Below are 13,576 nucleotides of genomic sequence, written 5' to 3'. Positions count from 1 at the left end.
GCGGACGCCCCGACGGCTACCTTCGAGCACGTGAACGACGCACCAGTGGGGATCAACCTCGACAACGTGTCGGCGTGGCTCGATGCCAATGTCGGCGACCTGAGCAGCCCGTACGACTTCAAGATCATCACGGGCGGGCGTTCGAACCTCACGTATCTGGTCACCGACGGCAATGGAACGAGGTTCGTGCTCCGGCGCCCACCGACCGGATCGGTCCTGGCCTCTGCGCACGACATGGTGCGCGAGCACCGCATCATCTCCGCGGTCGGCAAGACCGATGTTCCGGTGCCTCGCACGCTGGGAGTCTGCGAAGACCTCGCCGTCAACGACGCACCGTTCTACGTGATGAGCTTCGTCGACGGCATGGTGCTCGACGACGCGTCGAAGGCGCTCGGCATGAGCGTCGAGCAGCGCCGTGCGGCCGGTGAGCACCTGATCGACGTGCTCGCGGATCTGCACGCGGTCGACATCGACGCGATCGGCCTCGGTGACCTCGCCAAACGTGAGGGCTACATCGAGCGACAGGTCAAACGGTGGACCACGCAGTGGGAGAAGTCCAAGACGCGCGAGCTGCCGGCGATCGACGAGATCGCCCGGCGTCTGGCCGCGAACTTGCCGACACAGGTCGGGGTCACCATTGCGCACGGCGACTATCGATTCGGCAACTGCCTCGTCGACACCGACGCGGCGAAGGTCGTCGGTGTCCTCGACTGGGAACTCTGCACGCTCGGAGATCCGCTCGCTGATGTCGGATACCTCGGTGTGTACTGGTCCGATCCCGGTGAGGAGCAGCTTCGCCCCAACGATCCGACCGGCATCGAAGGGTTCCCCACCTACTCGGAGCTGTTGGAGCGCTACGCCAACCGCACGGGCCGCGACCTGACGAACATCGGCTACTACGTGGCGTTTTCGTCGTGGCGTCTCGCGGTCATCTCCGAAGGCGTCTACGCCCGCTTCGTCAAGGGAGCGATGGGCGACCAGGAGATCGAACCGGAGATTCTGGAGAACTTCCGCGTCGGCGTCGAACGGCTGGCGGATGCAGCGCTCTCGGCGCTTCAAGTACCGTGATCGGATGAGCGGCGACGTGCTGGCAGGTTGGGAACGATCGGAGTTCACCGCGGCGAACATCACGCGTGACACGTACCGGAAGGGCAGTGGACCCGCGGTCATCGTCGTCCACGAGGTGCCGGGCATCACGCCGTTGGTGGCGGCGTTCGCCGAGGAGGTCGTCGACCGTGGATTCACCGTCGTGATGCCTGATCTCGTCGGTACGCCCGGCAAGGCCCCGAGCATCCCCTACGGTCTCGCGTCGATCACCAAGGTGTGCATCGCCCGCGAGTTCACGACGATGGCGTTGCACCGGACGTCGCCGATCATCTCATGGCTTCGGGCATTGGCCCGCAACGTTCACCTCGACGTCGGTGGTGCGGGCGTCGGTGCGGTCGGGATGTGTTTTTCCGGCGGGTTCGCGCTCGGGATGATGGTCGACGACATCATGCTCGCTCCGGTTCTGTCGCAGCCGTCGAGTCCGTTGCCGATCGGGAAGCGTCGAGCTGGCGATCTCAACCTCTCGCCCGACGACGAGGCGGCGGTGATCGAGCGCGCCAACAACGGTTGCCAGGTGCTCGGCCTGCGGTTCACGGGTGACAAGCTGGTGGGCGACCGGTTCGCGACGCTGCGCGAGAAACTCGGCGATGCGTTCATCGCCGTCGAACTCCCGAGTTCCAAGCCGTCCGATCACTCCGTGCTCACCGAGCAGCGCGACGACGCGAGCGTGGCGCGCGTCCTCGACTTCTTCGACGAGAAGTTGAAACCGAGAACCTGAAACCGGGCGGTCGAGCCGTCGAGGTCGGTGTTCTACGACGCCGGCGTGGCGAGTTCGCGAGCGACCTTGTAGTTGGCCTTGCCGTTCGGCGCGCGAGGGACGTTCGGGACGAAGATCACCGACTTGGGCGCCTTGTAGCCAGCGAGGTCTTGCTTCACCGACGCGATCACCGTGGCGGCGTCGACGTCGGAGCCCTCGACTCGTGAGGCCACCGCGGTGACGGCCTGACCGAACTTCTCGTCGTCGACGCCGACCACGAGGCAGTCGAGGATGCCCTCGACGCGCTTCACCGACTCCTCGACCTCCTCGGGGAACACCTTCTCGCCGCCGGTGTTGATGACCTGGCTGCCGCGGCCGAGCAGGATCAACGTGCCGTCCTCGGTGATCTGTGCGAAGTCTCCGGGGAAGGAGTACCGCACACCGTCGATCACGCGGAACGTGCGGGCGGACTTCTCCTCGTCCTTGTAGTAGCCGATCGGGACGTTGCCGCCAGCGGCGACCATCCCGATCTCGCCGGAGCCTGGCACGACCTCCCGGTCGTCTTCGGTGAACACCTTCGTCGTGGGCGACTGCGTGAACTTGGCGGTTTCGGTCGCCAGGCCCTTCATCGTGATCTGCGTGCCCATCGAGCCTTCGGAGGAGCCCATCGCATCGACGAGCACCGCCTGCTCGACCCGGTCGAGCATCTGCTGCTTGACCTCTGTCGTCCACATCACCCCCGACGACAAGAACATTGCGACCGACGAGAGGTCGTACGACGAGCCGTCGGGCTTGCCTTCGTCGATCGCCCGGACGAGCGGCTTCGCGAAGCTGTCACCGACGATGGTGATCGCGGTGGCCTTGCGATCCTCGATCGTCTGCAGCACCTCGTGGGGGTCGAGGCTGCGGCTCGTGAGCGTCACGATCTCGCCGCCGGCGCACATCGGGATGAACCAGCCGATCCACGCGCCCGTGCCGTGCATCAGCGGAGCGCACGAGATCGACACCATCCGGGACCCGCCTTCGACGGCACCTTTCACCAACTGCGCGACCTGTGCCGGATCTTCCGGCGCGGGCAACCCGACGATCGGGAACCCCTGGGTGATGAAGCCTTCGCACAGCCCGCCGACTGCGTACATGACGCCTTTGGGCATGCCGGTGGTGCCACCGGTGTAGAGCATGTAGATGTCGTCTTCGCGGCGCTCGATGCGTTCCATCGGTTCGTGGCTGGCGAGGACGGATTCGTACTCGAGTGCGCCCGGCACGGTGTCGCCCGGCCCGTCGTCGACCACGATGAGCAGTTTCAGGTTGGGGAGCCGGTCGACGACGCGTGCGACCCGGTCGGCGAGCGACGAGTGGAAGACGATCGCTTCGGCGTCGGAGTTGTCGAGGAGGTACCAGAGTTCTTCGTCGAGGTAGCGGTAGTTGACGTTGATCGCCACGCCACGCATCTTGAACGCGCCGTAGTGCGCTTCCATGTACTCGTTGCCGTTGTAGAGATACAGAGCGATCTTGGAATCGGGGCCGAGGCCCGCTGCGGTGAATGCCTGGGCCACGCGTGCCGCGCGTTCGTCGAACTCGGCCCACGTCCTCGAGGTGTCGGCATGCGTGATGGCGACATGGTCCGGGATCGCGTCGGCGATCGATTCCCATACGGTGGCAAAGTGCATTTCCATGCCGCCGACTGTATTCGGTGGCGATGTGGCAACTGTCACCAAGCTGATGCGGGGGGCTGTCGGCCTCCGCTGTGGAGCGTTGCCTCCGCGCCCGACCGGCGGGTCAGGTGCTGCCGGTGGTGGGCCAGAGCACGTTGACGTCGACGTCGTCGAACGACCAGGCAGCAGCCAGCCGGGCGAACGTCAGGTGGGCGACCACTCCGGTCGCGACCGACAACGCACTGGGATACCAAGCGGTGGTGTGCCCGCCCCGTGTCGTCGTCTGGTCAAGCTGACACCGTGTGATTCGCGACGTCGACGTTCGAGCTAGCGAGGCCCGCCGTCGATGTCGAGCAGCGAACCCGTGGTGTAGCTCGACGCGTCGCTGGCGAGATAGAGCGCGGCCCCGATGATCTCGTCGGGCCGGCCGCCTCGCCCGAGCGCGTACCCCGTGGCGGCTGCGGCTTCGAACTGTTCCATGTCCCAGGCCTTGGAGATGTCGGTGAGGAACGGGCCCGGCACGATGCAGTTCACCCGGACCTCGGGGCCGAACGTGCGCGCCAGGCCGGACGTCAGATTGTTCACGCCGGCCTTCGCCGCCCCGTAGACGAGTTCCTGCGGGCTCGGCCGATGTGACGCGATCGACGAGACGAAGATGATCGAGCCGCTCGACTGCGTGCCAGCGGCGACGGCCTCGCGCATGCGTGTGCCGACGAGCGCCGACAGCCGAAAGGGGCCTTTGAGGTTGACGCCCATCACCTTGTCGTAGAGCGCTTCGGTGATGGCATCGACGCTCGGGTACAGCGGTGACATGCCGGCGTTGTTCACGAGCACGTCACAGCGCCCGAATCGCTCGTAGACGGCGTCGGCGAGCCGTGTGCAGTCGTCCCACTCTCCTGCGTGGTAGGCAATGGGGAGCGCCGCTCGACCGAGTTCTTCCACCTCCCGAGCGACCGACACGCAGTTGTCGAACTTGCGGCTGGCGATGACGACGTCCGCGCCTTGCTCGGCGAAGGCGAGGACCATTTCGCGGCCGAGGCCACGCGATCCTCCGGTGACGACGGCGACGCGGCCGGTGAGGTCGAATTTGTCGATGGCACTCATCGTCGAGAGTGTTGCCGAGCAATGCCGGCCGAACCGAATCGAGTGGCAGCCAGGAGACGCCGGTATCAGCCGGTGGACGTCGGGTCGGCGGGTTGGCCGACGCTGCTCAGCGCAGGTTCCTCGCGGCGTACCAGTCGCACCACGTTGGGCCAGTGCTTGGCCAGGATCAACGCGCAGAGCGCGCCCATCGCCGCGTACTCCCAGGCGGGTCGGTCGAGCAACGCGAGCCCGGCTGGGACGAGGCCGACGGCGACGAGCGAGCCGACCGCTGCCTTGCCGGTCAATCGTGACACCGTCCACCACAGGATCACGGCGAAGGGCGCGATGATCGGCTGGATCACGAACAACACGCCCGATCCGGTTGCGACGCCCTTGCCGCCGCGGAGCCCCCGGGTGATCGGGAACATGTGCCCGAGTACCGCGGCTGCGCCAGCGGCGTACGCGAGCGGCCGGCCATCGAAGCCGAGCGCGAGACCCGCAGCGAGCGCGCCTTTGCACGCGTCGAGGGCGTACACCCACGCTCCTTTGCGCCAGCCGAGCGCTCGGGTCACGTTGGAGGCTCCGGGATTTCCCGACCCGACGGAGGAGATGTCGATGCCGTTCGCGCGAGCGATGAGGATCGCGCTCGGGAAGGTACCGAGCAGATATCCGACGACGACCAGGAAAATCGGCACGGGTAGTGATCCTTACAGGTCGGCGTGGCCTCGGCCCACCTGGCGGACGCATCTCGCGGGGTGGACGCAGCGGTCTCCCGCCACGTCCCGGCTCGAGGGTCGCGACCGTCGACCACTCAGCGCGCTCGGGCGTCACGCAACGAGTGGACGGCGGGTGAAGGTGGCGCTACGCTTGACAAAGGTTCGGCGGGCTTGGCGGCTCGAAAGTCGGACATGTGCGGCGGCACGACGGCGGGAGGGCCTTCGTGGGGTCGCGACCCAGGTCTCTTCATGCACACCTCCTTCCCCTCCCGGCTGACCCGATGGTTGCCACGGTCTCGATGGTCTCCCCGGACCCGATCGATGGCAACGCTCCCGCCGCGCACACGAATGTCGGGCTTTCTCGCCGCAGTTGCGATGGGGCTGGTCGCCATCGCGCCGGTTCGGGATCAGACGCCCCCGGTGAACGACGGGCCCCTGCTGTACGTCGCGCCGTGGGGAGACGATGCCGCCGACGGATCCGTCGACGATCCATTCCGGACCATCAACATCGCCGTGCACCGAGCCCAGAGCGGCACCACCGTCGTGCTGCGCGGCGGTACCTACCGCGAGTCGGTCCAGATCTACGGCAAAGCCGTCCATCTGCGTTCCGAGGTCGGGGAGCGAGCCGTACTCGACGCGGCCGTGCCGGTCGAGGGGTGGGAACCGCAAGGCGACGATTGGTCGAGCCCGGGATGGACACGCCAGTTCTACAGCGAGCGAAGCGGTGCCGACGTGGCGCGAACCCGACCGGAGGCCGGCTATCCGGATCAGGTGTTCCTCGACGGTCGTCCGCTCGTCCAGGTGCTGCGACGTGACGACGTCGAGCCGGGGACGTTCTTCCACGACACCGCCGCAGATCGGCTGTGGATCGGCGACGACCCGTCGGGTCGACTCGTCGAAGCGTCGACCGCCAGCTACGCCTTCTACTTCCACCGGGCCGATGGGTCGTCGCTGACCGATGTGACCGTGCGCCGCTACGCGACCGAACGCCGTCACATGGCAGCCATCCGCGCCTACTCCGACGACCTCGTGCTCGACGGGCTGATCGTCGAGCACAACGCTCGCATCGGCGTGTCCGCCATGGGGTCCGGCATCGTGCTCCGCGACAGCAGGGTCGTTGACAACGGCCACATGGGGGTCCACGGCAACCGACTCGACACCTTCGTCGTGGAACGCGTCGGGGTCCACGGGAACAACAAGGTCGGCTTCGATCCGTTCCACTCGGCGTCGGGCATCAAGGTCACCTCGTCGACGGGCGTGACGATTCGCGACAGTCACGTGTCGCGCAACGGCGGTCCGGGTATCTGGACCGACCTCGACACGAGATACGTCACGATCGTTCGCAACCTCGTCGAGGCCAACGGCCGAGCCGGTGTCGAGGTCGAGTTGTCGCAGTTCGTGAACGTGCTCAGCAATGTCGTGCTCGGCAACGGAGAAGCGGGCATCTGGGTGCTCGAGTCGAGCGACGTGCAGGTGCTGCACAACGCCAGTTTCGCCAACACCAACGCGATCGAGGTCGAAGACGGCCCGCGTGCCGACGTCGGCAACGTCAGGATCAAGAACAACACCGTGGGTGACGTGCGGCCGGGATCCAAGGCCGTGATCGACGTCAACGACTGGACCGGTGAGCGATCGGCAGCGCAGATGGGCGTGGTACTCGACCACAACGCCTATTGGATGCCCGACGGTGGCAGCCCGCCTCACCTACTTCGCTGGGCGCAGTGGCCCGCGTCGTTCGGCTTCGCCGCGGACGACGACGCGTTGCGGCGGCTCAGCGGGCGCAGCGCCGGTTCGGTCGTCAGCAGAGCCAGCACCAATCCCTTCGTCGGCACCACCGGACCATACGACTACCGGCTGCCGCTGGTGTTCGGAGCCGGTGTGCCACTGCGGGGGAGCGCAGCGGCAGCGCTCGGGCTCGACGACGGCACACGGTTGCCGCCCGGGCCGGTCGTGCCAGTCGTCGAGCGCTGATCAGCGTTTGCTGATCGTCACCGGCACCCGGGCCGGCTTCGAGTGGTCCATCATCGGGCGAGGTGGCGCCACGGTGCCGGCGGCCGCGAGGGCCATCGCTTCCTCGCCGAAGCCGTCGACGCACTCGGGATCGGGCCCGTCGAGCGGGATCCCGACGAAGAACTTCGCAGCCATGCAGCCGCCCTGGCACGCATCGAAGCTGCCGCACGACGCGCACGCACCGGCGGACTGCGGCTCGCGCAACTCGCGGAACAGTTCGCTGTGCTTCCACACCTTGCTGAAGCCGCCGACGTCGCGGACGGATCCGGCCTTGAACTCGTCGTGGATGACGAACGGGCAGGCGTAGACGTCGCCGATCGGGTCGATCAGGCAGACGACGCGGCCGGCGCCGCACATGTTGAGTCCGGGGAGCGGGCCGGTCCCCATCTCCTGACCGATCGCGTTGAGATGGAAGAACGAGTCGCCGGTCAGCACGTTGTCGCCGTGCTCGAGGAGCCAGAGATAGATCTGGCGCTGCTGGGCCTGCGTGGGATGCAGGTCGTGCCACGAATCGGCACCTCGCCCCGAGGGGCGCAGCCGGGTGATCCGCAGCGTGGCGCCGTAGGCGTCGGCGAGCGCTTTGAACTCGTCGAGTTGGTCGACGTTGTGTCGTGTCACGACGACGGAGATCTTGAAGTCGTCGAAGCCCGCATCGCGGAGATGGTCCATCGCTTGGATCGCGGTCTCGAACGAGCCCTCGCCGCGAACGGCGTCATTGACAGTCGCGTCGGTTCCGTCGAGGCTGATCTGGATGTCGAGGTAGTCCATCGCGGCCAGTCGCCGAGCCTTGTCGGCATCGATGAACGCGCCGTTGGTCGAGAACTTCACCCCGATGCCGTTGCCGATCGAGTACTCGAGCAACTCGAAGAAGTCGCGTCGGATCATCGGTTCGCCACCACCGATGTTGATGTAGAAGACCTGGAGTGCCTTGAGCTCGTCGAGCACGGCCTTGGCCTCCGTGGTCGTGAGTTCGCGCGGGTCGCGTCGACCAGACGACGACAGGCAGTGCACGCACTCGAGGTTGCACGCGTACGTCAGTTCCCAGGTCAGGCAGATGGGTGCGTCGAGTCCGCCCTTGAGCTGGTCGACGAGCGTCGTGTGGGGATCAAGCGCGGTCATGGAGCATCTCCGATTCGTAGAGGGAGGTGAGGGCTCGGTCGAAGGACGGCCACCTGGATTCGTCGATGTCGCACGCGGCGAGGGCGGCGGCGACCGTCGGGTGATCGGCGAGCGTCTGCACGACGCGAACGACGTCGGGATGCTTCAAGAAGACGAGCTTGCGCGTGTCGTAGTGGTAGGCCAACGCCCCGAACGGTTCGGGCCGAAGCGCGACCTGCGGGTGCAGCTCGAGCGCCGAGTCGAGCATGTGGCGGTGCCTGGTGGGCGTCTCAGTAGACGCCGCACATCCCGTCGATCGAGATCTCCTCGACGAGCAGTTCGTCGACGAGCGCGTCCTCGACGAGCGCTGGCTCGGTCAGTGCCGGCTCGATCAAATCGGTGTCCGCGACGTTGTTCTCGTCGGTGGCGATGGTCGTTTCGTCCATCGCCATACCGTATCCGCATCGAACGACGACGCCCAAGCGCTGCCGCCCTTGGCGTATCGGTTTGTGTCTGACACAAACCGATACGCCTCGCTGCACCGCTGGCACAGGATCGCCGGCCGCTACGTTCGAGCGCATGCGCGTGACCGAGATCTGGAGGTTTCCCGTCAAGTCGATGGGCGGCGAGTCGCTGCTCGATGCCGACGTCGGCGCCGCCGGCATCGTCGGCGATCGCGGGTGGGGCGTGTTCGACGTCGAGAGCGGCACGACGCTCACCGCTCGTCGCGCGCCGGAACTGTTGTTCGCGAGCGCACGCGTGATCGGCGGCGACGTCGCCGTCGAGTTGCCGGACGGGCAGCGGATCGGCGAAGGCGACGACGCCGCCCTGTCGGCCTGGCTGGGCCGCGAGGTGGAGCTGCGCCCTGCTGGTGGTGAGGGCGGCACCTACGAAGCGCCGCTCGACTTCGAACACGACGCGGACTGGGTGAGCTGGCAAGGCCCGGGAGACGCATTCCACGATTCGCCCCGAGCACGGGTGTCGCTGGTCTCGACGGCGTCCCTCGGCGCGTGGGATCGCCGTCGATTTCGTACCAACATCGTCGTCGATGGCGCGGGAGAAGACGAACTGGTCGGCCGAACCATCTCGATCGGCGACGTCTCGCTCGAGGTCCTGAAGCAGATCGATCGTTGCGTCATGGTGACCCGGCCGCAGCCCGGCATCGACCGAGATCTCGACGTGCTGCGGACGATCAACGCCGAGCGGAACTCGTTGCTCGCCGTCGGTTGCGTGGTCGCCGGCGAGGGTCAGATCGCGCTGGGGAACGAGGTCCGCTGAGCGGCCATCGCCAGGCGAGGCGTCGTTGCCGCGTGGGCAACAGCGGTGAGGTCGAGCGCAGCGACGGCGCCGATGACGATCGTGGCGGGCGAGGAGACCTGGGTGTCGCCGAGTTCGGCGAGGTCGCAGCGTGCGACCTCTTGTTCGTGGGTCGTGCCGCTGCGGATGGCGGCGACGGGCGTGTCGGGATCGAGTCCGCCTGCGATCAACTCCTCGGCGATCTCCCGACGGTGAGCGACCCCCATCAACACCACGATGGTGCCGCCGCGGCGGTTGAACCGGGCGAGCGCCCGCCAGTCGACATCGGGTTCACCCGGTCGCCGGTGGCCGGTCACCACGGTGAACGCTGCAGCGACGCCTCGATGCGTCACCGGGATGCCAGCCGCAGCCGGGGCGGCGACGGAGGAGGTGATGCCCGGCACGATCTCGAACGCCACGCCGGCGTTGCGTAGCGCGACGGCCTCCTCGCCCCCTCGGCCGAACACGAACGGGTCGCCCCCCTTGAGCCGGACCACACGCTGGCCTTGGCGGCCCAGCTCGACGAGCAGCGCGGAGATCATCTCCTGGGGCACCGGGCGACCGACGCGCTTGCCGACGTCGATGCGTTCGGCCCGTTCGGGAATCAGATCGAGCACGCCCGATCCGACCAACGCGTCGTGGACGACCACGTCGGCCTCACTCAGCAGGCGCGCGGCCTTCAGCGTCAACAGGTCGGGATCACCGGGGCCGGCTCCGACCAATGCGACGGTCATGGCGACACCTCGGCGGGAACGTCGGCAGCATCGCCCGATCGGCGGGCCCGGCGCGAGGTGTCAGGAGGAAGCAGGCGCTCGAGTTCCTCCCAGTCCTGCTGCCATGCCCAGTCGCCGAAGCTGATCTCGTCGGGTCCGGTGTCGTGGCTGAAGCGTTCGAGCAAGGGCCGGAGCAACTCGGGGAGGTCGGTGAGTGGCACGTCGGCGCGGAGTCGACGTGCGAGGCGATCTCCCGCCGGCGAGCCGCCGACGAACAGGTCGTAGTTGCGCTTCGTGCGCCCGACGATCCCGAGCTCCGCGGCATACGGACGGCTGCAGCCGTTCGGGCAGCCGGTCATGTTCAAGCGCAATGGCAGCCCGGTGTTGCCCGTGTCGGCGAGGACCTTCTCGAGGCGATCGACCACGTCGGGCAGCACCCGCTCGGCTTCCCCGAGGGCCTTGGAGCACGTGGGCAATGCCGGACACGCGATGGCGAGGTTGCGCGTCGGGCTCTGATCGGAGGCGAGGGGGACGCCGTTCGCGTGGAGCAGGTTCTCCACGGTGTCGATCTGGCCCGGGTCGATACCCAGCAGGAGCAGATCTTGGCGTGCGGTGACGCGGAGTTCGCTCACGACACCATCCGCGACGAGGCGTTTGAGCGCCCAGCGCAATCCACCGGCGACTTTCCCAGACGGAACCGGGAGGCCGAGCGCCGCGGTGGTTCCCGACGCTGACTCCAGCTCGTGCCAGCCGTGGTGCGCATCGACCGTTGCCGCCGGGATCGCCACCGGCTCGGCGAGCGTGAGGCTGGTGCGCTCCTCGATCTGGTCGCGCAGCCACGCCACACCTCGCGCTTCGAGGAGGTACTTGAGTCGCGCACGGCTGCGATCGTCGCGGTTGCCGTGATCGCGTTGGGTGGCGACGATCGCTTCGACGACGACGCCCAGGTCGGCAGGCGGTACCCACGCCACGGGCTGCGCGAGCAGCGGGTAGGTGTCGTCGGGACGGTTGTGGCTCATGCCCATGCCGCCACCGGCGAGCACGACGAAGCCGGTCAGCTCGCCGTGCGTTCCTTCGCTGAGCGTCGGGACGATGCCGACGTCGTTGGTGTAGATGTCGACGCAGTTGTCGCCGGGCCAACCGACGGCGATCTTGAACTTCCGAGGCAGGTAGGCCCTGCCGTAGAGCGGCTCGACGTCGTCGATCGCGTCGAGCTCGAGTGGCGACGGATCCGGCTTGATCGCCGAGACGGCAGGCTCGCCGTCGACCCACAGTTCCCAGTACGACTCGGTCTGCGGTCGGAACCGTGCGACCAGGTCGGCGACGACCGGCTCGATGACGGCCCGCCGCTCGGGGTGCGGCAGTGGGCACGCCATCACATTGCGCACCACGTCGCCACACGCACCGAGGGTGGTCAGCAACGACGAGTTGATTCCGTTGACGAGCTGGTGCAACTCGTTCTTGTACACGACGTGGTACTGCACTCCCTGGCGAGTGGTGAGGCGGAGCTTGTCGTCGGCGAGTCCGGCGACACGATCGAGCGCCAGCCACTGCTCGGGAGAGATGACGCCTCCGGGAACCGAGGCGCGCACCATGCACGAGTAGTCGACCGGGAGCTGCTGTTGGGTTCGGGCTCGCCGGACGTCGCGATCGTCTTGCTGGTAGATGCCGTGGAACTTGAGGAGCAACTCGGCGTCGTGGCCGAAGTCGGGGGTGTCGCCCCCGAGTTCCGCGCCGATCGACCCCGCCAGGTAGCCGCTCTCGATCTTGATGTCTTCTGCGCTCATCGTGCGTCCTTCGTGTCGGGAGTGGAACTGCTCACAGGTGGAGTCCGCATTCGGTCTTGGCGTCGTCGGCCCAGCGGCCCGATCGGGTGTCGGCGCCGGACTCGACGGGCCGCGTGCAGGGCCAACACCCGATCGACGGGTAGCCGCGGTCGGCGAGTGGATGGCTCGGCAGTCCGTGCGCTGCGGTGTAGTCAGCAACGTGCGCATCGGTCCACGCCGCAAGCGGATTGACCTTGACGATCCGCTTCAACAAGTCGTCGTGGACGATCGGTGTGCGGGCTCGGCTCGGCGAATCGTCGCGGCGGAGCCCCGTCACCCACGCCGTCTTGCCGGCGAGCGCACGCCCCAACGGCTCGACCTTGCGGGCAGCGCAGCAGGCGTCGGTGTCGCGTTGCCAGACGTCGCGCTCGAGGTGCGGGTCGGGATGGATGATTCGCAGGTTCAGCCCGAAGCGGTCGCGCAGCGTGTCGGCGTACCACTCGGTCTCGGCGAACAAGTAGCCGGTGTCGAGCAGCGTGATCTCGATCCCCGGAAGCGTCGATGCGGCGAGGTGAGCGAGGGTGGCGTCGCCGAAGCTGGCGGTCACACACATCGACGAGCCGTGCGCCTCGGCGGCCCACTCGAGTACTGCCCGAGCGTCACGGATCGGGTCGTCGGATTCGGTGGGCCGAGCGAGTTGCATGGCGACATTCAATCAAAAGCCGACCAAAACGATCAACTTTGTAATGATTCGCTCGGAACATCCGGTCTACGCTGGGAGAATGTCGCCGACAACACGTCCAGAATTCGCACGACATCGCTCGACGTTCTCGTATCCGATCGTGTTGAACCTCGACGACGTCGCCGTGTTGGTCGTCGGCGGCGGTCGCATCGGCGCCCGCAAGGCCGAGGCACTCGTCCGCTCCGGCGCTCGGGTTCGACTCGTCGCGAGCGAGGTGAGCGAGCACGTCGATCGCCGAGCGCTCGAGGAGGCGATGGGGGAAGTGATCGAGCGGCCGTTCGTCGACGCCGACCTCGACGGAATCCGTCTGGTGATCACCGCGACCGGCGACATCGAGACGGATCGTGTCATCTCGGCGGTGGCGCGGTCGCGTGGCATCTGGACCAATGCGGCCGACCAGCCGGTCGACTGCGAGTTCATCCTGCCGGCGATCGCTCGATCCGGTCGGGTGACCGGCATGATCAGCACCGACGGTGCGAGCCCGGCGTTGGCGAAGTATCTGCGCGACCGACTCGCCGAGATCCTCGACGACCGTGTCGCGGAGATCGCGGAGGTGCTCGCTGCCGAGCGAGCAGCGCTGCAAGCTCGCGGCGAGTCGACCGAAGACATCGACTGGCGCCCTCGCCTCGAGGAGTTGTTCGCCCGCTCGTGATCCGGCGCGCCGTCGGGACCGCACCGACCGATACGAACGGT

13 protein-coding genes and 1 pseudogene are annotated in these 13,576 nt (G+C 67.3%); 5 read left to right on the top strand and 9 right to left on the bottom strand.

What is annotated here, in order from left to right:
* Positions 1 to 30: 30 nt before the first annotated feature.
* Together ACE37B_RS21350 and ACE37B_RS21345 are read left to right on the top strand one after the other, a co-directional pair.
* The gene (locus ACE37B_RS21350) at positions 31 to 1,068 is read left to right on the top strand and encodes a phosphotransferase family protein (protein ID WP_409925369.1); all 1,038 of its coding nucleotides are present in this window, start codon (positions 31 to 33) and stop codon (positions 1,066 to 1,068) included.
* A gap of 4 nt (positions 1,069 to 1,072) precedes the next feature.
* Complete coding sequence (locus ACE37B_RS21345) at positions 1,073 to 1,825, top strand: dienelactone hydrolase family protein (protein ID WP_409925368.1); 753 nt, start codon at positions 1,073 to 1,075, stop codon at positions 1,823 to 1,825.
* Between the two features lie 32 nt (positions 1,826 to 1,857).
* Here the strand turns inward: ACE37B_RS21345 and ACE37B_RS21340 are convergent, their stop codons facing one another.
* The 3 genes from ACE37B_RS21340 to ACE37B_RS21330 all read right to left on the bottom strand — a co-directional run bounded on the left by ACE37B_RS21340 (position 1,858) and on the right by ACE37B_RS21330 (position 5,237).
* On the bottom strand, positions 1,858 to 3,480 hold the full coding sequence (locus tag ACE37B_RS21340; protein WP_409925367.1) for an AMP-binding protein: 1,623 nt from the start codon (positions 3,478 to 3,480) through the stop codon (positions 1,858 to 1,860).
* A 306-nt stretch (positions 3,481 to 3,786) separates the two neighbouring features.
* Complete coding sequence (locus ACE37B_RS21335; RefSeq protein ID WP_409925366.1) at positions 3,787 to 4,563, bottom strand: SDR family NAD(P)-dependent oxidoreductase; 777 nt, start codon at positions 4,561 to 4,563, stop codon at positions 3,787 to 3,789.
* A 65-nt stretch (positions 4,564 to 4,628) separates the two neighbouring features.
* Positions 4,629 to 5,237, bottom strand: coding sequence for a glycerol-3-phosphate acyltransferase (locus ACE37B_RS21330; RefSeq protein WP_409925365.1), 609 nt, complete (start codon positions 5,235 to 5,237; stop codon positions 4,629 to 4,631).
* Between the two features lie 342 nt (positions 5,238 to 5,579).
* On the opposite strand from ACE37B_RS21330, the gene ACE37B_RS21325 reads away from it, so the two are divergent.
* Positions 5,580 to 7,229, top strand: coding sequence for a right-handed parallel beta-helix repeat-containing protein (locus ACE37B_RS21325; protein WP_409925364.1), 1,650 nt, complete (start codon positions 5,580 to 5,582; stop codon positions 7,227 to 7,229).
* On the opposite strand, the gene mftC is transcribed toward ACE37B_RS21325, so the two are convergent.
* Genes mftC through mftA form a run of 3 tightly spaced genes read right to left on the bottom strand, consistent with a single transcriptional unit; the run spans position 7,230 to position 8,758 of the window.
* Positions 7,230 to 8,387: a mycofactocin radical SAM maturase gene (gene mftC, locus ACE37B_RS21320; RefSeq protein ID WP_409925363.1), complete on the bottom strand. Its 1,158-nt coding sequence runs from the start codon at positions 8,385 to 8,387 to the stop codon at positions 7,230 to 7,232. It lies immediately after the preceding gene.
* Positions 8,374 to 8,634, bottom strand: a complete 261-nt coding sequence (mftB, locus tag ACE37B_RS21315) for a mycofactocin biosynthesis chaperone MftB (RefSeq protein WP_409925362.1) — start codon at positions 8,632 to 8,634, stop codon at positions 8,374 to 8,376. The genes mftC and mftB overlap by 14 nt, the downstream gene beginning before the upstream one ends.
* Before the next feature lie 22 nt (positions 8,635 to 8,656).
* The gene (gene mftA, locus ACE37B_RS21310; protein WP_409925471.1) at positions 8,657 to 8,758 is read right to left on the bottom strand and encodes a mycofactocin precursor MftA; all 102 of its coding nucleotides are present in this window, start codon (positions 8,756 to 8,758) and stop codon (positions 8,657 to 8,659) included.
* A gap of 187 nt (positions 8,759 to 8,945) precedes the next feature.
* Between mftA and ACE37B_RS21305 the strand changes: the two genes are divergently transcribed.
* Complete coding sequence (locus ACE37B_RS21305; protein ID WP_409925361.1) at positions 8,946 to 9,644, top strand: MOSC domain-containing protein; 699 nt, start codon at positions 8,946 to 8,948, stop codon at positions 9,642 to 9,644.
* Here ACE37B_RS21305 and cobA read toward each other — a convergent pair.
* The 3 genes and pseudogenes from cobA to ACE37B_RS21290 form a co-directional block, all read right to left on the bottom strand.
* Entirely contained in the window at positions 9,614 to 10,396 is a 783-nt protein-coding gene (cobA, locus tag ACE37B_RS21300; RefSeq protein ID WP_409925360.1) for a uroporphyrinogen-III C-methyltransferase, read from the bottom strand. The genes ACE37B_RS21305 and cobA overlap by 31 nt on opposite strands.
* Positions 10,393 to 12,174: pseudogene (locus ACE37B_RS21295) on the bottom strand (NADPH-dependent assimilatory sulfite reductase hemoprotein subunit); the annotation flags it as partial. The pseudogene ACE37B_RS21295 and the gene cobA, both read right to left, overlap by 4 nt.
* A gap of 19 nt (positions 12,175 to 12,193) precedes the next feature.
* Positions 12,194 to 12,844, bottom strand: coding sequence for a phosphoadenylyl-sulfate reductase (locus ACE37B_RS21290; RefSeq protein WP_409925359.1), 651 nt, complete (start codon positions 12,842 to 12,844; stop codon positions 12,194 to 12,196).
* A gap of 79 nt (positions 12,845 to 12,923) precedes the next feature.
* On the opposite strand from ACE37B_RS21290, the gene ACE37B_RS21285 reads away from it, so the two are divergent.
* A complete protein-coding gene (locus ACE37B_RS21285; RefSeq protein ID WP_409925358.1) occupies positions 12,924 to 13,535 on the top strand; it encodes a bifunctional precorrin-2 dehydrogenase/sirohydrochlorin ferrochelatase in 612 nt (203 codons plus the stop codon).
* The last annotated feature ends 41 nt before the right edge of the window (positions 13,536 to 13,576 follow it).

Origin of the sequence: Ilumatobacter sp. (genome assembly GCF_046290335.1) — a bacterium.
Lineage (GTDB): Bacteria > Actinomycetota > Acidimicrobiia > Acidimicrobiales > Ilumatobacteraceae > Ilumatobacter_A.
The sequence above is the reverse complement of the archived record's forward strand: the minus strand, read 5'-3'. Positions and strand labels throughout refer to the sequence as shown.